The organism is Streptomyces toyocaensis (assembly GCF_000725125.1).
Classification (GTDB): Bacteria; Actinomycetota; Actinomycetes; order Streptomycetales; family Streptomycetaceae; genus Streptomyces; species Streptomyces toyocaensis.
Genome location: NZ_JFCB01000040.1, coordinates 22,683 through 40,770, shown reverse-complemented (window position 1 = coordinate 40,770; position 18,088 = coordinate 22,683). Strand labels below are relative to the sequence as shown.

The window sequence follows — 18,088 nt, the reverse complement described above, 5'->3', positions numbered from 1 at the left end:
GGAGCGTGAGAAACCTTGGCCGGATCGGCTGACTTCGACCTGTACCGCCCGTCCGAGGAGCACGACATGCTCCGCGACGCCGTCCGCGCACTGGCCGAGGCGAAGATCGCGCCGTACGCCGCCGCGGTGGACGAGGAGGCCCGCTTCCCCCGCGAGGCGCTCGACGCGCTCGTCGCGGGCGACCTGCACGCCGTCCACGTACCCGAGGAGTTCGGCGGCGCCGGCGCGGACGCCCTCGCGACGGTCATCGTGATCGAGGAGGTGGCCCGCGTCTGCGCGTCCTCCTCCCTCATCCCCGCCGTGAACAAGCTGGGCTCGCTGCCGGTCATCCTCTCCGGCTCCGAGGCGCTGAAGAAGAAGTACATGACGCCGCTCGCCAAGGGCGACGCGATGTTCTCGTACTGCCTCTCCGAGCCGGACGCCGGCTCCGACGCCGCCGGCATGAAGACCAGGGCCGTCCGCGACGGCGACCACTACGTCCTCAACGGCGTGAAGCGCTGGATCACCAACGCCGGCGAGTCCGAGTACTACACCGTGATGGCGGTCACCGACCCCACCAAGCGTTCCAAGGGCATCTCCGCCTTCGTCGTCGAGAAGTCCGACGAGGGCGTCTCCTTCGGTGCCCCCGAGAAGAAGCTCGGCATCAAGGGCTCGCCGACCCGCGAGGTCTACCTGGACAACGTCCGCATCCCCGCCGACCGCATGATCGGCGAGGAGGGCACCGGCTTCGCCACCGCGATGAAGACGCTGGACCACACCCGCATCACCATCGCCGCCCAGGCCCTCGGCATCGCCCAGGGCGCCCTCGACTACGCCAAGGGCTACGTCCAGGAGCGCAAGCAGTTCGGCAAGCCGATCGCCGACTTCCAGGGCATCCAGTTCATGCTCGCCGACATGGCGATGAAGATCGAGGCCGCCCGCCAGCTCACCTACGCCGCCGCGGCCAAGTCCGAGCGCGGTGACAGCGACCTGACCTTCCAGGGCGCCGCCGCCAAGTGCTTCGCCTCCGACGTCGCCATGGAGGTCACCACGGACGCCGTCCAGCTCCTCGGCGGCTACGGCTACACCCGCGACTACCCGGTCGAGCGGATGATGCGCGACGCGAAGATCACGCAGATTTACGAAGGCACGAACCAGGTCCAGCGCATCGTCATGGCCCGCAACCTGCCGTAGCCCTTCCCCCTCCCGGGCCGGTGCGTCCGGCCCGGGAGCGGCTCACAGGAAACGCCGGATCGGCGTGACCGAGGCCTCGGCGAGGCGCTCCCGCAGCGGGCGCCGCCTCCAGCGGGCCGGGTCGATCGGCTCGCTCAGCTTGTGGTCGGCGTCGAAGTCGGAGTCGAGCTGGGCGGTGAAGTCCTCGTCGAGGACGGCCAGCATGACCTCCTCGTCGTGCTCCAGCGAGCGGCGGTTGAAATTGGTGGAGCCGATGAGGGAGCAGACGCCGTCCACCGTGATGATCTTCGTGTGGAGCATGGTCGGCTGGTACTCCCGCACCTCCACACCGGCGTCGACCAGCGTCTGGTAGTGCTGCCGTCCGGCCAGCAGACACGCCCGCTGGTCGGTGTGCGGTCCCGGCAGCAGGATCTCCACCCGCACCCCCCGGCGGGCGGCGGCGGCCAGGAGGTCGATGAAGTAGACGTCGGGCGCGAAGTAGGCGGTGGCCAGCCGGAAGCGTTCCCGCGCCGAGGTGATCACGACGCGCAGCAGTGTCTGCATGTCCTGCCAGCCGAAGCTCGCCGAGCCGCGCACCACCTGGACCGTGGCGCTCCCGGGCTGTTGCTGGGAGGTGAACCGGTCGTGCTCGTCGTACAGGTCGTCGTGGCACTCGGCCCAGTTCTGGGCGAAGGCCGCGGCTATGCCGTCCACGGCGGGACCCCGGACCCGGACGTGGGTGTCGCGCCACTCGTCGGGGTTGCGGGCGTCGCCGCACCACTCCTCGGCGATGCCGACGCCCCCGGTGAAGGCGGTGTGCTCGTCGGTGACCAGGACCTTGCGGTGGCAGCGGTGGTTCTGCCGCATCGGCGACAGCCGCGTGGGCTTGCGGAACCAGGCCACCTGGACGCCGGCCTCCTCCATGGTCCGAAGCAGCTCCGGCTCTATCTCCTTGGCCCCGAAACCGTCCAGCAGCAGGCGCACGCGGACTCCCGCGTGGGCCCGGTCGGACAGGGCGTCGGCGAACTCCCGCGCGATGTCGCCCCGCCAGTAGACGAAGGTCATCATGTCGACGGTGTGTTCCGCGGCACGGACGGCCGCCAGCATCGCGGGGAAGATCTGGTCGCCGTTGCGCAGCGGCACGAGTTCGTTGCCCTCGGTCGCGGCGATGCCGATGAGCCGCTCCAGCCGTCTGCGCAGCCGCTGTCTCTCCGCCTGTGGTGTCATGCCTGCTCTCCCTGTGCCACTCGTCGAGCCCTCGTCACGTCGTCGGTCCGATCCGGGCGCCCCACCTCTTCTTGCCGTTGCCCGCATTTCCACACGGACATCCCGTCCTGTGGTGGTCATGGGGTGGAGGGCGTAGGACGGAGGGGCGGGGCCGGGCACCGGTCCCCGGCGTCCCCGGGAGGAACCATGACCCAGCAGCAGCCCACCACGGAACCGATGAGCCGGCAGATGCAGGACTGCGTCCAGGCCTGCATGTCCTGCCACGGTGTGTGCGAGGAGACCATGAGCTCCTGTCTGCAGAGGGGCGGCCAGGACCGGATGCAGATCATGCGGGCGCTCATGGACTGCTCGGAGCTCACCCGCATGTGCGCGGACATGATGATGCGCCGCTCACCGCTGGCCAACGAGATGTGCATGATGTGCGCGCAGGCGTGCGACATGTGCGCCGAGGCGTGCATGTCCATGCCGGACGACGACCGGATGATGCGCTGCGCGGAGTCCTGTCGCCGCTGCTCCGAGATGTGCCGCGCCATGGCGGGCGCCACGATGTGACGCCGCCGGGAAGCGGCCGAGGGCACCCCCGGCGGGGGTGCCCTCGGCCGGCTCGCCCCCGTCAGTTGCTCGTGACGGTGACCTTCTCGTCGTTGTTCAGCTGGTTCACCAGCTGCTTCACCTTGGCCTTGTCCCACAGCAGATTGCCGCCGCTGGAACCGGCGATCGGCATGTTCATGGACGTGCCCTCGCCTCCACTGACGCCCTTCATCGACCAGAACATGTCGGCCAGGTCGAACAGGCCCATGTCCTTGTCGACGATCAGGGAGTCCAGGCCGGCGCCCATGGTCGGGTACAGCCGGAAGGGGTTGAGGACCGTGCCCGGCGTGGCCACCTGGTTGGCGAGGGCGGACAGGAACTTCTGCTGGTTCTTCGTACGGTCCAGGTCCGAGCCCGCCAGCGCGTAGCGGGTGCGGACGAACGCGAGGGCCTCCTCGCCGTTCAGGGTCTGCTTGCCCTTCTTGAGGTCGGCGCCGGACTTGGTGTCCTTGATGTCCTGCGGGATGTCCATCTCCACGCCGCCGACCGCGTCCACGATGTTCGCGAAGCCGGCGAAGCCGATCTCCACGTAGTGGTCGATGTGCAGGCCGGTGTTGAACTCGACCGTGCGGACGAGCAGCTCGGGCCCGTCCTCCGCGTAGGCGGCGTTGAGCTTCACCTGCCGGCCGGTCGCGGGGTAGGTCTTGCCCGACTCGGACCCCTTGAAGGACGGGATCTCGACGTTCGAGTCCCGGGGCAGCGAGATGAGGGTGGGGCCGTTGTCGCCGGTGTGCAGGATCATCATCGAGTCCGTGCGCTTGCCCTCGGCGGACCCGGTGCGCAGCCTCTTCTTGTCCTCGGCGGACATGCCCGCGCGGCTGTCGGAGCCCACGATCAGGTAATTGGTGCCCGAGCCCTTCTCCGGCCGCTCGATCACCTTCGACAGGTCGACCTCGCGGTTGAGCTTGGAGTCGGCCCAGAAGTAGGTGCCGACGGTCGTCACGACCAGCACCGTCACCAGGGTGATCGCCGTCCACTTGATGCGGCGGCGCCAGTCGGGAGCGGGACGCTGCGGGCCGTAGCCGCCGTCACCGCCGGGGCCACCGCCGCCGGGCGTGCCGTAGACCTGGCCCGTGTTGTAGCCGCTGTCGTAGCCGTCCGGGCCGTGGCCGCGCCCGTCCACGTACGACGGCTGCTGCGGGACGCCGCCGTAGGCGCCCTGCCCGGGAGGGGCCGCCGGGCCGCGGCGGACCTGCCGCATGACGCGGGCGCTCTCGGGCTGTGCGCTCGCGCTCCCGCGTCCGTAGTGTCCGCCGCGGTTGTCGTCGGACCGTGCCTCGGGCCAATCAGTCATGGGAGACAGTGTGCAGGTCCGGGCACTGCGCCATACAAGGGTCGTCGGAAAATCAGGGCAGCGCTGTTGCGAAGCTGACACAGAACGGGGCGGACGACACGTCGGCATAAGGTGGAGTCCATGACAGACCAGGCCACAGCCGCAGCCACGGAGAGTCCGGACATCCCGGGCAAGCCCATCGCGGCGTCCCGTACGACCCTCAGCCACATCATGACCCACAACGACACCAACCTCCTGGGCACGGTGCACGGAGGGGTGATCATGAAGTTGGTCGACGACGCGGCGGGCGCCGTCGCCGGACGGCACTCGGGAGGCCCTGCCGTCACCGCCTCCATGGACGAGATGGCGTTCCTCGAGCCGGTCCGCGTCGGTGACCTGGTCCATGTGAAAGCCCAGGTCAACTGGGCCGGCCGGACCTCGATGGAGGTCGGCGTGCGGGTACTGGCGGAGCGCTGGAACGAGTCGGCTCCGGCCACCCAGGTCGGCTCCGCCTACCTGGTGTTCGCGGCCGTCGACGCCGACGGCAAGCCGCGCCGGGTGCCGCCGGTGATACCGGAGACCGAGCAGGACAAGCGCCGCTACCAGGAGGCCCAGATCCGCCGCACGCACCGGCTGGCCCGGCGCCGGGCGATCATGGAACTGCGCGAGAAGCGGGCGGCGGAGGGCTTCGAGGACTAGGGCCTCAGGAGCAGTTCACCTCGTCGCCCCGCACCACCCCGAACTCGCCCTGCCCCGGGTCCTCGGCCCGCACCTTGCGGACCTTGACGAAGTCGGTGCCCGCGATCACCTTCAGCGTGGGGCCCTGTCCCTTCACCGCGCGCAGCTCGCTGCCGGGAAGGGCCGCCGCGAGGGACTTCGCGGAGCGGTCCCAGCGGGGATCGTGGGCCACGACGGTCCGCCGCACGTTCCGTTCGGCGGCGTTGGCCGGGACACGGGTGGTGCGGAAGCCGGTCGCCGCCAGTGCCGCGTCCACGCGCCGGCCGAGGCCCGCGGTGGGGGTGCCGTTCTCGACCTGGACGCGGATCTGCCGGGGGTCCACCGGCACCCGCAGGGCCGCGTCGGGGGAGCGGCGCAGGGTGAGCGGCTGGTCCCGGCGGAGCGCGTCGAAGATCTGCTCGGCCTTCGCGGTGTCCCACTTCAGCGTCGAGCCGACACCCTTCACGGCATAGCCCATCCTCGCGATGGGCACCGTCATGAACTCGGAGGAGGACGGCGAGAAGTTCCGCATGGCCCGGCCGAGGTCCAGCAGCTCGCCGGTGCCGAAACCCTTGTCGGCGCGGACCGAGCCGAGCACGGCCCGGGTCACGTCGCGGAACTTCATCGGGTTCAGCAGGATCCCGGAGGAGGTGGCGCGGTCCACCAGTGCCGCCATGAAGTGCTGCTGGCGCTTCATCCGGCCGAGGTCGGAGGCGCCGTCGACATACCGGGCCCGGACGTACTGCAGGGCCTCGCCGCCCTTGAGGGTGTGCCGGCCCGCCGGCAGGTCGAGGCCGGTGTGGCTGTCCTTCAGGTGCCGGTCGGTGCAGATCTGCACCCCGCCGACGACGTCGACGGTCTTCATGAAGCTGGTGAAGTCCACCTCCAGGTAGTGGTCGATCTTCACCCGGGTCATCTTCTCCACCGTCCGCACGGTCAGCCGCGGCCCGCCCTCCGCGTACGCCGCGTTCAGTTTGAGGGGGTGCCCATGGTGCTGTTCGCCGCTCACGCGGTCGGTGTGCGGGGGCGTCTCGGCGTAGGAGTCGCGGGGCAGGCTGACCACGCTGGCGCGGTCCCGGTTCTCCGAGATGTGCACGATCATGATCGTGTCGGTGCAGTGGCAGGGTGCCCCGCCGAGCCGGTACTTCTCCCGCTCCGCCCTGCCGAGCCGCTCCCGGCCGTCGGTGCCGACGAGCAGGATGTTCATGCCGTGGCCGGCCTCGGGCCGGTTCTTCATGTCGCGGAACGGATCGACCCGGGTGATGTCCTCGCCGAGGCTGCTGAGCACCGCGTGTCCGATCCCGGCCGAGGCGAGCACCACGACCGACAGCGTGGTGACGGTGCGCATCGCCCAGCGCGGCTTGCGGCGCGGCGGCACGGGCGGCCGCGGGCCCCGGCGGGGCGGGCGGGCCGGGTGCCGGGACGAGCTGCGGGGCCGGGGGGACCGCGGCGGCGTGGGCAAGGGGGCACCTCCGGAGGACGGCCGTGCGGGGGATGCGAGCACCGTAGGCCGATACGATCTGCGGCCCGGCGCACAGCACCCCGGCGCGCGCAACCGTGTCCCCCGTTCGCGGTAACGTGAGCCCTCTATGAACGCCAATCCCGACGTGCGGCTCCCCGCCGTTTCCGTGATCATGCCCGTCCTCAACGAGGAGCGGCATCTGCGTGGCGCCGTCCGCGCGATCCTCGCCCAGGAGTACGCCGGCGAGATGGAGGTCGTGATCGCCCTCGGTCCGTCCACGGACCGCACGGACGAGATCGCCGCCGAGCTCGTGGCCGAGGACCCGCGGGTGCACACCGTGCCCAATCCGACCGGCCGCACCCCGGCCGCCCTCAACGCGGCGATCAAGGCCTCGCGCCATCCGATCGTGGTCCGCGTCGACGGGCACGGGATGCTCTCCCCGAACTACATCACGACCGCCGTGCGGCTCCTGGAGGAGACCGGCGCGCAGAACGTCGGCGGCATCATGCACGCCGAGGGCGAGAACGACTGGGAGCACGCCGTCGCCGCCGCGATGACGTCCAGGATCGGTGTGGGCAACGCCGCCTTCCACACCGGCGGTGAGGCCGGTGCCGCCGAGACCGTGTACCTGGGTGTGTTCCGGCGCGAGGCGCTGGAGCAGCAGGGCGGCTACAACGTGGAGTTCATCCGCGCCCAGGACTGGGAGCTGAACTTCCGCATCCGTGAGGCCGGCGGACTGATCTGGTTCTCGCCGGAGCTGAAGGTGTCGTACCGGCCCCGGCCGAGCGTGCGCGCCCTGGCCAAGCAGTACAAGGACTACGGCCGTTGGCGGCACGTCGTGGCCCGCTACCACTCCGGTTCCATCAACCTGCGCTACCTCGCCCCGCCGGCCGCGGTGTGCGCGATCGCGGCCGGGATCCTGGTGGGCGCGGTGCTCACCCCGTGGGGCTTCCTGGTGCCGGGCGGTTATCTCGCGGCGATCGTGGCCGGCTCCATACCCGCGGGCAGGGGACTGCCGCTGAAGGCACGGCTGCAGATCCCGGTGGCCCTGGCCACCATGCACATGTCGTGGGGCTGGGGCTTCCTGACCAGCCCGCGCTCGCTGGCGAAGAAGGTCATCGCCTCGCGCCGGCCCGCCGTCCACGCGGACGCGCCCGCCGCCTGACGCCGCTGCGGACGCGGGCCCCTTCCCCTGCAGGGAAGGGGCCCGCGTCCGTTCACCAGGTGTAGGCGGGGTTGACGTGCATGCAGGCCTCGTCGTCGGCCCCGTTGAGCGCGTTCGCCGACTCCGGGGTGGTGTCGTCCTTCCCCGGTGCCTCGTACTCCGTGCCCTCGCGCCAGTCGGCGCCCACCACCAGGGTGACGCCGGACACGTCGGTGGACCGCTTCACCTGGCCGGCCGGGATGCCGAGGGCGTCGGCGACGCGCCGGGCGTCGCCCGCGAGGTCGGCGCTCGGATAGCGCACCACCGTCCGCTTCTCGGTGAGGGCGCTGCTGGTGTCGGCGGTCGCCGCGGTGAAGCCCTTCTCCCGCAGCGCGCCGACGACCGTGCGGGTCCGGCCCGGGGCGGCGCCGAGGGTGTCGGTGCGGGTGCCGTTGAGGACCTGGACGGCGATCGCGGCGTCGTCGGCGGCGGGGTCGGAGGGCGCCTTCTCCTCGGCCTTCCGCGGCTTCGCGTCCTTGCCGTCGAGCGCGATGTCCTCGCGCACCAGACGGAACAGCGTCTCCGCGTCCTCGGTCGGCTCCACGCGGGCGCCCACGTACCGGTTGGGCATCGTGGTCATGGTGATGCGTTCCGGTTTCACCTTGCGCAGCTCGGTGCTGAGGTCGTAGAGCTTCTTCACGGTGTCGAGCCCGGGGTCGACGGTGAGCGCCCCGGTGGCCTCCTCGGCCAGGCGGCGCAGCTTGTTGGGGCTGCTCAGGGTGGCGTTGGCACGCAACTGGCGGACCAGCGAGTTCATGTACATGTGCTGGGCGCGGGCGCGGGCGAGGTCACTGCCGTCCTCGAAGCCGTAACGCGTGCGCAGCCACTGGAGGGCCTGCTCGCCCTTGACGGGGTGGGTGCCCTTCTCCAGTTTGAGCCCGGAGCCGTGCCCCTGGCCGTCCCTGGAGTGGATGTTGGCGTCGACGCACACCGGGACGCCGCCGACCGCGTCCGCCATGGAGACCACGCCCGCGAAGTCGACCATGACGAAGTGGTCGATGTGGATGCCGGTGAGTTCCTGCCAGGTGGCCACGGTGCAGCCCGGACCGCCGTGCCCGAGGCTCTGGTTGGTCATCGTGCGGCCGTGGCTCGCCGGGTGGACCGTTCCGTCGTCCGGGTCGGTGCACTTGGGGATCTCGACCAGGGTGTCGCGCGGCATGCTGATCACGGACATGTTGGTCCGGTCGGCGGACAGGTGCACGAGCATCTGCACATCGGCGAGCGGTGTGGAGCCGAACGTCTCCCGGGCCCCGCCGAGTTGCTGGTTCTCCTCGGTGTCCCGCGCGTCGCTGCCGATGAGCAGGATGTTCAGCGGGGTCTGCCCGGCCGCGTTCGGCGTCGGCTCGGCCACCTTGTGGTCGCCCAGGTTCAGGACGTCCTTCTTGATGTTGCCGTTCAGCTGCCGGTAGTAGAGGTAACCCGCTCCGGCAGCGCCGGTCATGAGCAACGCGAGCGCCGCGGCCGACCACTTGAGCACCCGGCGTGTGCGTCGCGGTCGGGGGCCGCCGTCACCGGCGGGCGGGCCCGCGTCCGGGTCCTCCTCGCACTCCTCGTCACGGAGCGTATCCAGCGTGGCGTTCTGCGTCACTGCCCCCGTCCTCCCCACCCTGACAACTCCTCACCTCGGCCGCCGGGCCCGGCTTGCGTCCTGTTAGACGCACGACGGGCCCGTCAGTTGCCCAGCGATTCCGACCGAGTTCGACGAATTCGGGGACCGGCCGCCCTCGTCACGCCGGCACCGGCTACCAGCGGTAGGGCTCGTACACGTCCATGCACCTGCCGGTCTCCGCGCCGTTGAGCGCGTCGGCGTCCTTCGGCAGGTCTCCGGCCCTGGGCGGCGCCTGCTTCGGATAGGCCGTGCCCTCGCGCCAGTCGGCGCCGACCACCAGCGTGACGCCCGAGACGTCGGAGGACCGCTTGACCGAACCCAGCGGGATCTTCAGGGCCCTGGCGACCCGCTGGGCGTCGCCCTGCAGCTCGGCACCCGGATAGCGCACCACGGTCCGCTCCTCGGCGACGGCGGCCGTGGTGTCCGGCGCGGCCCGCGTGAAGCCCTTGGCGACCAGCGCCTGCGCGATCGCGCCCGCCCGCCCGCCGACCGGGCCGAGGGCCGCGGACCGGGTGGCGTTCCGCACCAGGACACCGATCTCGCCGTCCGGTGCGGCAGGGTCCTTCGAGGCGGCCCGGTCGTCGTCCGCCGTCTTCTTCGCGTTCCTCACGCCGCCCTTGCCGTCGAAGGACACGTCGTCACGGAGCATGGCCCACATCCGCTCGGCGCCGGCACCGGCCGGGAGCAGGTGGTTGCGGTTCTGCGGGTCCTCGACCGTGGGCAGCGTCGTCATCGTGATGCGGTCCGGCGGCACCGTCTTGAGCTGCATCCCCAGGTCGTACAGCTTCTTCACCGAGCCGATCTCCTCGGAGACCTGCAGCGACCTGGTCGCCGCCTCGGCCAGGTCCGTCAGCCGCCCGGTGTCGGTGAAGACGTTCTGGTCCCGCAGGGTGCGGATCATCGAGTTCATGTACATGCGCTGCGCCCGGGTGCGCAGGACGTCACTGCCCCAGGCGTGCCGGGTGCGCAGCCACTGCAGCGCCTGTTCGCCCTCCACCTCGGTGGACCCGGCCTTCAGCTTCAGGCCCGAGCCGCCGGGCACGCCGGGCAGCGGACGGTCCCACACGTTCTGGTTGACGCAGACCTCGACACCGCCGACGGCGTCGGCCATCCGCACCACACCCGCGAAGTCGATCGTCATCCAGTGGTCGATGTAGACGCCGGTGAGGTTCTCCCAGGTGGCCAGCGTGCATCCGGCGCCGCCGCGGGACAGCGAGGTGTTGATGATGTCGTTGACCGCCGGGTAGGTCTTCCCGGACCCGGGGTCGGTGCACTGCGGGATGTCGACCCGGGTGTCGCGCGGGATGCTCACCACGGCCGCGCTCTCGCGGTCCGCGGCGAGGTGGATCAGCATCTGCACGTCGCCCAGCGGCGGGTTGCCCCGGTTGTCCCGGCTGCCGCCGAGCGCGACGTTCGCGTCGGAGGCCCGGCTGTCGGAGCCGATCAGCAGGATGTTCAGGGGTGTCTGCCCGGCCGCGTTCGCCCCGGTCCTGCGGGCCTTGGAGTCGCCGCTGCTGCGCTCACCCTTCACCAGGTTGTCGTTGAGGTGCTCGTAGTACAGGTAACCGGCGCCGGCCGTCCCGAGTATCAGCACGGCCAGGGTCGTCGCCGACCAGCGCAGCGCGCGCCGCCCCCGCCCGCCGGGCCGCAGGCCTCCGGGTCTTCCCGCGACGTCGTCGCCGTCGGCGTCCGGCCGCCCGCCGGGCCGGCGCGGGGCGTCGCCCGGCCGTGTCCCCTCCTCGTGCACGCTGCTCCGCGTCATCGCTCCGTCTCCCCACCCCTGCACGTGAAACGGGCCCGCCCGCGCCCCGTGGGACGCGCGGCAGGCCCGTCAGGCCAGTCCTACTTGGCGCACTCGACCTTGTCCGCCGTGGACTTCTCGATGTCGTCCGGCGCCTTGTCCGGCGGCGTGAGCGACACACCGGCACCCTTGAAGTCCTTGCCGAGGGTCAGTGTCATCGCGGGCAGCCCCTGCGCGTTGGTGACGCTCTCGCCCGGCTTCATCGCCGATCCGGACAGGCCCAGGATGTCGGCCAGGCGGCGTGCCTGGTCGGCCTGGTCGGGAGCGTACTCGAGCGTCGTCCTGCCCAGCTTGCCGGGCGCGTTGCCGGCGTTCTCCGACTTGGTGACGCCCTGCTGGACCTGGAGCCAGCTGAGCATCTCCTGCGCGCTGCCCCCGGGGGCACCGCCGTTGAGGATCCGCACCCGGACCTCGGAGGCCGGTGCCTTCTCGCCCTTCAGCCGGGCGGCGACCGCGGCCTTCTCCTGCTTCTTCTGCTCCTTGACCTCGGTGAACGACACGTCGTTGCGGATCAGGTCGAAGACCTCGGGGGCCTTGGACTCGTTGAGGACGACGGTCGCCTTCACCTGCTCCGCGGGGTTGTCGACCACCGGCACGGTCGTGAAGGTCAGGTTCTTGACGTCGAGCTTGCCCAGCTCCAGGCCGAGCTCCTTGAGCTTGTTGATGCTGTCCAGCTGGGAGTCGACGGTGAGCGCCTCGGTGCCCGCCTCGGCCAGCTTGATCATCTTCGAGGGGCTGGTGAGCGTGTCGTTCGACTTCAGCTTGCGCATCAGCGCGCTCAGGAACTGCTGCTGGAGCCCGATCCGGCTCAGGTCGCCGCCCAGGCCGACCGAGTGCCGGGTGCGGACGAACGCCAGCGCCTGCTCGCCCTTGATGGTGTGCGTGCCCTCGGACAGCTTCAGGTGCGAGTCCGGGTCGTCGATGTCCTTCCCCAGGCACACCTCGACACCACCGACCGCCGAGGTCAGCGTCTTGACCGCGTTGAAGTCCGCCACCATGAAGTTGTCGGGCTTGATCCCGGTCAGCTCGGTCACGGTCCGCATGGTGCAGCTGGGCGTACGGCCGCCCTGCCCGAGGCTGGTGTTGAAACGGACGCCGGGGGAGCCCGGGATCACCTTCTGGCTGCCGTCCGCCTGCTCGGTGGGGCAGTCGGGGATGTCCACTATCAGGTCACGCGGGATGCTCAGCGCGGTCGCGTTGGAACGGTCCTTGGAGACGTGCAGCAGGATCGTGGTGTCGGCGTGCCCGGCGCTGCCCTTGTCCCCGTAGCCCTCGTTGCCCGAACCGGTGCGCTTGTCGGTGCCGATCAGCAGGATGTTGATCGCTTCGTCCTTCTTGAAGCCACCCGTGCCGGCGCCGTCGTCGGAGACGGACGTGATGTTGTCGTTCAGGTGTTCCAGATACAGGTAGCCGGCCACGCCGACGCCGAGCACCAGGAAGGCCATGGTGCCGCTGGTCCACAGCAGGACCTTCTTCGCCTTGGCGTTCTTCTTCGCCGGCCGGCGCCCGCGCCGTCCCGGAGGCGGCTCCTCCGGCACGCCCCGGCGCCTGCGCTGCGGCGGTACCTCCCGGCCCGGGGCCGCACGGCCGGGGCGCTCGGGCGCACGGCCGGAGGGGGTTTCGCCGTCGGCCTTACGGGCACTCGGCCTCACCGGGTCCGAGGGGCGTGGCCCGCGCGGGCTCGGGATGGGTGAATGCGGTGCGGAAGGACCCAGTCGCAGTTCGTACTCACCCGTCGCCGGATTGAGCACCCACTGATCTGCGGGATCGATGTTCTCTCCCCGCTCACGGCTTTGCGCGTCCACGGTCGCTCGAATCCTCCGTCGGGGCCACGCGGCGCCTTTCCCCTCCCAGGCGCTCGGGTCTCGGTCACACAGTGCGGGATCTCAGGACGGGCCTGAAGGAACGGACGCACCGGAGCGCTCACACTAACGGTCCTGATCGGCCCCGGGCGACGCCGGTGACGAATTCCACGTCCTCACAAGGGGGCAATCCACCCATTTCCCTGGACAAGGGTGCGCAGTCGTGGAGTTGGCTTGGCGCAGCCTTTACGTACAGGTGTCCTCGGCGGCCGTGTTCCCCGAGAACGTCGGAGCGGGGGAAGTGCCACCGGCCGACCCCTCCGATTCCTTTTCCGTGGCCTTTTCGTCACGTTCCGTATGGACCGTCACGGGCGCGTCCGTCCGCAGCCGTTCGAACAGCTCTTCCGCCGCGGGCTGCGCGAGCTGGTCGCGGTTGACGTCGCCGGTGTACGCCTCCCGGGGCACGGTCAGGAATCGCACGTCTTGCGTGGGGATCTCGCGCAGGCCCCGCACGAGTTCGTACAAACCGCGCAGACTGGCCAGCTCGGGGTCGGTGGTGAGCGACGACGTGGCCGCGTGCAGAACGGGATACAGCTTCACCGGGTTCAGCAGGACGTCATTGCCGCGCACCTTGCTGACGAGCGCGCCGAGGAACCGCTGCTGCCGCTCCATCCGGCCGGTGTCGCTGCCGTCGCCGAGGCTCTTGCGGGCCCGCACGTAACCGAGCGCCTGCTCCCCGCTCAGCGTCACCCGGCCGGCCGGGAGTTTCAGTCCCGCGTCCTTGTCGTCGATGGGTTCGCTCAGGCACACCTCGACGCCGTCCACCGCGTCGACCATGTCCTTGAAGCCGTCGAAATCGACGACGACGTGATGGTCGACGCGGATGTCCGTGAGTTTCTCGACCGTACGGACGGTGCAGGCGGAACCGCCCACTTCGAAGGCCGTGTTGAAGGCGGCGAACGTCGGTTCGGAACGTGAGCCGTCGGCACGCCGGCAGCCCGGCACGTCCACCATCAGGTCCCGGGGGATGGACACCGCCGTGGCGCTGCGCCGTCCCGCCGACAGGTGCAGCAGGATCACGGTGTCCGAACGCTCGGTCCCCGGGTCCCGCCCGTAGCGGCCGTTCTCGTCACCGGAGCGCGTGTCCGAGCCGATGAGCAGGATGTTCCGGGCGTCCTTGACCAGCGCGGTGGGGCGGTCCTTCTCGAACCGCGCGAGTTCGGCCGCCGCCGCCTCGTCCGGGGTGATGTTCCCGTCCAGCTTCATGTACACCGCCCACCCGGCGCCCCCGGCGACGACGAGCACGGCCGTGGCCGTCAGCCCGGTGCCGCGGGCCCAGCGCCGCCGCCGGCGGATCCGGCCCCGCCCGCCCGTCGCGGACCCCGCTGCCGGGTCCGGAGCGCGCCCGTTCTCCGGCCGCCCGGAGGGGGCGCCTGCGGTGTCGCTCATGGCCGGGTCCACCCCTCACTGCGTACGGGACCGGACGGCGTACGGGTGTGTGGTGCGTGCCGCTGCCTACGACGATGGACCGGAAACGGGGCGTGTGGTGGGTGGTGCTGCGCCGAACGGGGGAGCGGGCGGCTCCGCGGGCTCGGGTGGGCCCGAGGTGGCGTCGGCGGGCTCGGGTGGGCCCGAGGTGGCGTCGGCGGGCTCGGGTGGGCCCGAGGTGGCGTCGGCGGGCTCGGGTGGGCCCGAGGTGGCGTCGGCGGGCTCGGCGGGCAGCGGGCTCAGCGGGCGATGACCGTCACGCGTTCGCTCTCCACCCGCTTGTCCAGGGCGTCGGCCCCGAGGCGGTCCAGGTTCCGGCACAGGACCACGGAGCCGCCGGTCGCCAGCGCTCCGTACAGACCCGAGGTCAGGCCCTCCCACGTGTCGAACGGCAGCCCCGACAGGATCCGCGAGCCGGGACCGGTCAGACCCAGTTCCGGTGCCTCCGCGCGGGCCCGCTCGACCACCTCCGCCCCGGTGAACTCGCGCCCCGCGACGATGAGCGCCGGCTCCTCCGGATCGACGGGCGCGTACGGCACGAACCGGTCCCCCTGGCCCGGCACCTCCACGGCGTAGTCGGCGAAGCCCTCCGGCGGCTGCGGGAAACGTCCGCCCAGCGGCCTGAGCGCCAGCGCGATCCGCGGTCCCGGGCAGGCCCGCGCGGCCTCCAGGGACTCCGGCTCCGGACCGCTCACCGCCACGTCCGCCGCCGACGGGTCCCCGGCCACGTCCGCGACCACGCCCACCGACGCGCACGCCAGCAGCCACACCGCCGTCTGCCAGTGCGCGGGCAGCAGCAGCGCCACCCGGTCGCCGGGCTCGACGGACAACTCGTCCTGGAGGAGGTTGGCGGTCTTGGCCACCCAATTGGCGAAGGTGGCCACGGACAATTCGACACGTTCGCCCGTGGCGTCGTCGTAGAAGGTCACCAGGGGGCGTCCCGGGTCCGCGGCGAGCGCGGAACTCAGCAGGTCGGCAGGGGTGCGGTCGGTGGCGTTCACCCGCGCAAGCGTACGCGTGCCCGTCCCCCGCGCGCTGACCGTGGGGGCACCGGTTCGGGGGAACGTCCTCCGACGGCCCGTCAACTCCGCGTTGGACAGATTTGTCTGACTATGTCCAAGCTCAGGAGCATGCGTGGAATTCTTGCTTCCTCAATCGGTGTCACCTGCGCCGCCGCCCTCGCCCTTCCGCTCGCCCCGCCCGCCACCGCGGCGGCCGCGAGACCGGCGCCCACGGCAGAAGCGGCCACGCGCGCGGCAGTGACGGCCCAGCCCGACGCCCCCGGCAGCACCCAGTCGCTGCCCCTGCGACCCCTCACCCACGACCGCGTCTCCGGCGCCACCCTCGGCCTCACCCCCCGGACCGTGCGGCACTTCTCCCTCCTCGGCGTCATCTGGGACGACGCCGCCGCCGAACTCCACGGAAGCGTCCAGGTCCGTACCCGGGCTGCCGCCGACGGCGGCTGGTCCGACTGGCAGGACGTCGAGACCCACTACACCGAGCACGGCGCCGACCCGGGCACCTCGGAGGCCGCCCCCGGCCGGGTGCGGGGCGCCACGGCGCCGCTGTGGGTCGGGGAGTCGGACGGTGTGGAGGTCCGGGTGCGGCCGGAGCCCGGGGAACCGGGCGCCGGCTCCGAGGCCGACGACTCCGGGGACGACTCCCCGGCCGCAGGGTCCCCCGGGCTGCCGTCCGGGCTGCGGCTCGAACTCATCGACCCCGGGGACGCGGCCGCTCCGCTCCCGGCCGAGGCCGCCGACGCCCGTACGAGCCCCCTGAGCGCGGAGGCGACCGCCGCCTCCGCGGCCAACTCCTCACTCGTGGCCCCGGGCGCCACCGAGATCCCGGCGCTCGACGCCGAGCGGACCCGGCAGGAACTCCTCAGCCTGCGCGGGGCCGAACTGACAGAGGAGCAGCGGGCGAAGCCGTACATCGGGCCGCGCCCCGCCATCGTCACCCGGCGTGGGTGGGGAGCGAACGAGAGCCTGCGGGAGAAGCGGTTCGTGTACACGAGCAAGGTCAAGGCGGCCTTCGTGCACCACACCGCCTCCGGCAACAACTACACGTGCGCCCAGGCGCCTTCGCTCGTCCGCGGGTTCTACCGCTACCACGTGAGGAGCCTGGGCTGGCGCGACATCGGCTACAACTTCCTCGTCGACAAGTGCGGGAGGATCTACGAGGGCCGGGCCGGTGGAGTGGCGAAGGCGGTCATGGGAGCCCACACCATGGGCTTCAACAGCAACACCACGGGCATCGCGGTGATCGGCTCCTACGGCTCCAAGAAGCCGTCGTCCTCGGCCAAGAAGGCCGTCGCCCGGCTCACCGCGTGGAAACTCGGGCTGCACGGCATGAATCCGCGTGCCAAGACATATCTGAAGTCCGGCGGTGGCAATCTCTACCGAAAAGGCAAGAAGGTACGACTGAACGTGATCTCCGGTCACCGGGACGGGTTCAACACCTCGTGCCCAGGGGGGAAGCTGTACAAGAAGCTCGGCACCGTGCGTTCCACGGCGGCCCGCTACCAGGGACGTTGAGGCGGGCCGCCGTTTCTTCCTGCCGGAGAACGGTCTGCATACACTGGCCGGCCGAAAGACAGCTCGGCCGGTCCCGGCAGGAAGCAGAGACGACAGGTGACAGAAGCGATCCTCCTGGTCGGCGGCAAGGGCACGCGGCTGAGACCGCTCACGGTGCACACGCCCAAGCCCATGGTCCCGGCGGCCGGGGTGCCCTTCCTGACGCACCAGCTGGCGAGAGCCAGAGCGGCGGGCGTCGAGCACATCGTCCTGGCCACGTCCTATCTGGCCGAGGTCTTCGAACCGTACTTCGGTGACGGGTCGGCACTGGGGCTGCACATCGAGTACGTGACGGAGGAGGAGCCGCTCGGTACGGGCGGCGCCATCCGCAACGTCGCGTCCCGGCTGCACTCGGGGCCGGACGAGCCGGTCCTGATCTTCAACGGCGACATCCTCACCGGGCTCGACATCCGGGCGCTGGTGCGGACACACGAGGCGACGGGGGCGGACGTCTCGCTCCACCTGACGAAGGTGACCGATCCCCGGGCGTACGGGCTGGTCCCGACGGACGACGACGGGCGGGTGCTGGCCTTCCTGGAGAAGCCGCAGACGCCGGAGGAGATCGTCACCGACCAGATCAACGCGGGGGCGTACGTCTTCCGCCGCTCGGTCATCGACACGATTCCGGCGGGTCGGGTGGTGTCGGTGGAGCGGGAGACGTTCCCGGGGCTGCTCGCCGCGGGGGCGCACCTGCAGGGGATGGTCGACTCGACGTACTGGCTGGACCTCGGGACGCCGGCGGCGTTCGTGCGGGGCTCGGCGGACCTGGTGCTCGGGCGCGCGCCGTCGCCCGCGGTGCCCGGCCGCTGCGGTGACCGGCTGGTGCTGCCCACGGCGACCGTGGCACCGGACGCGAAGCTCGCGGGCGGGACGGTGGTGGGCGAGGGCGCGTTCGTGGCGGAGGGCGCGCGCGTCTTCGGGAGCACGATCCTGCCGGGGGCGGTCATCGAACCGGGCGCGGTCGTCACCGACTCGCTGATCGGGACGCGGGCGCGGGTGGGTGAACGGTCGGTGCTGACCGGCACGGTCATAGGCGACGGCGCGGTCATAGGCGCGCGCAACGAACTCCGCGAGGGCGTGCGCGTGTGGTGCGACGCCCGCATCCCGGCGGACGCGGTCCGCTTCTCCCCGGACCTGTAGCAGCCGCGGGCCCGCTCGGCGGGGCGCCTGCGGGTGGTGGGTGGGCCGG

14 protein-coding genes are annotated in these 18,088 nt (G+C 71.3%); 6 read left to right on the top strand and 8 right to left on the bottom strand.

The annotated features are described in order from the left end of the window. The first annotated feature begins 15 nt into the window (after nt 1–15). A complete protein-coding gene (locus BU52_RS29285) occupies nt 16–1,173 on the top strand; it encodes an acyl-CoA dehydrogenase (RefSeq protein WP_037940135.1) in 1,158 nt (385 codons plus the stop codon). Nucleotides 1,174–1,215: 42 nt separating this feature from the next. Here the strand turns inward: BU52_RS29285 and BU52_RS29280 are convergent, their stop codons facing one another. Next, entirely contained in the window at nt 1,216–2,379 is a 1,164-nt protein-coding gene (locus BU52_RS29280; protein ID WP_037940133.1) for a phospholipase D-like domain-containing protein, read from the bottom strand. Between the two features lie 186 nt (nt 2,380–2,565). Between BU52_RS29280 and BU52_RS29275 the strand changes: the two genes are divergently transcribed. After that, nucleotides 2,566–2,931, top strand: coding sequence for a four-helix bundle copper-binding protein (locus BU52_RS29275; protein WP_037940129.1), 366 nt, complete (start codon nt 2,566–2,568; stop codon nt 2,929–2,931). Nucleotides 2,932–2,992: 61 nt separating this feature from the next. On the opposite strand, the gene BU52_RS29270 is transcribed toward BU52_RS29275, so the two are convergent. Beyond that, nucleotides 2,993–4,264, bottom strand: coding sequence for an LCP family protein (locus BU52_RS29270; protein WP_200881333.1), 1,272 nt, complete (start codon nt 4,262–4,264; stop codon nt 2,993–2,995). Between the two features lie 120 nt (nt 4,265–4,384). Here BU52_RS29270 and BU52_RS29265 point away from each other — a divergent pair, with 120 nt between their 5' ends. Then, the gene (locus BU52_RS29265) at nt 4,385–4,942 is read left to right on the top strand and encodes an acyl-CoA thioesterase (protein WP_037940124.1); all 558 of its coding nucleotides are present in this window, start codon (nt 4,385–4,387) and stop codon (nt 4,940–4,942) included. A gap of 4 nt (nt 4,943–4,946) precedes the next feature. Here the strand turns inward: BU52_RS29265 and BU52_RS29260 are convergent, their stop codons facing one another. Beyond that, complete coding sequence (locus BU52_RS29260) at nt 4,947–6,422, bottom strand: LCP family protein (RefSeq protein ID WP_167343549.1); 1,476 nt, start codon at nt 6,420–6,422, stop codon at nt 4,947–4,949. Nucleotides 6,423–6,549: 127 nt separating this feature from the next. Between BU52_RS29260 and BU52_RS29255 the strand changes: the two genes are divergently transcribed. Beyond that, nucleotides 6,550–7,587: a glycosyltransferase family 2 protein gene (locus BU52_RS29255; protein WP_037940120.1), complete on the top strand. Its 1,038-nt coding sequence runs from the start codon at nt 6,550–6,552 to the stop codon at nt 7,585–7,587. Between the two features lie 52 nt (nt 7,588–7,639). On the opposite strand, the gene BU52_RS29250 is transcribed toward BU52_RS29255, so the two are convergent. The 5 genes from BU52_RS29250 to BU52_RS29230 form a co-directional block, all read right to left on the bottom strand. Then, nucleotides 7,640–9,214 (bottom strand): LCP family protein, encoded by a 1,575-nt coding sequence (locus BU52_RS29250; RefSeq protein WP_037940118.1) that lies wholly within the window; start codon nt 9,212–9,214, stop codon nt 7,640–7,642. 154 nt (nt 9,215–9,368) lie between these two features. Next, a complete protein-coding gene (locus tag BU52_RS29245; protein WP_200881331.1) occupies nt 9,369–10,997 on the bottom strand; it encodes an LCP family protein in 1,629 nt (542 codons plus the stop codon). Between the two features lie 80 nt (nt 10,998–11,077). After that, complete coding sequence (locus BU52_RS29240) at nt 11,078–12,841, bottom strand: LCP family protein (protein WP_037940116.1); 1,764 nt, start codon at nt 12,839–12,841, stop codon at nt 11,078–11,080. 243 nt (nt 12,842–13,084) lie between these two features. After that, on the bottom strand, nt 13,085–14,287 hold the full coding sequence (locus tag BU52_RS29235; protein WP_037940113.1) for an LCP family protein: 1,203 nt from the start codon (nt 14,285–14,287) through the stop codon (nt 13,085–13,087). 278 nt (nt 14,288–14,565) lie between these two features. Beyond that, nucleotides 14,566–15,327, bottom strand: a complete 762-nt coding sequence (locus tag BU52_RS29230) for a TIGR03089 family protein (protein WP_037940111.1) — start codon at nt 15,325–15,327, stop codon at nt 14,566–14,568. A gap of 129 nt (nt 15,328–15,456) precedes the next feature. On the opposite strand from BU52_RS29230, the gene BU52_RS29225 reads away from it, so the two are divergent. Both BU52_RS29225 and manB read left to right on the top strand, forming a co-directional pair. Further along, entirely contained in the window at nt 15,457–16,860 is a 1,404-nt protein-coding gene (locus BU52_RS29225) for a peptidoglycan recognition protein family protein (protein ID WP_037940110.1), read from the top strand. A gap of 96 nt (nt 16,861–16,956) precedes the next feature. Further along, nucleotides 16,957–18,039, top strand: coding sequence for a mannose-1-phosphate guanylyltransferase (gene manB, locus BU52_RS29220; RefSeq protein WP_037940108.1), 1,083 nt, complete (start codon nt 16,957–16,959; stop codon nt 18,037–18,039). Nucleotides 18,040–18,088 lie beyond the last annotated feature (49 nt).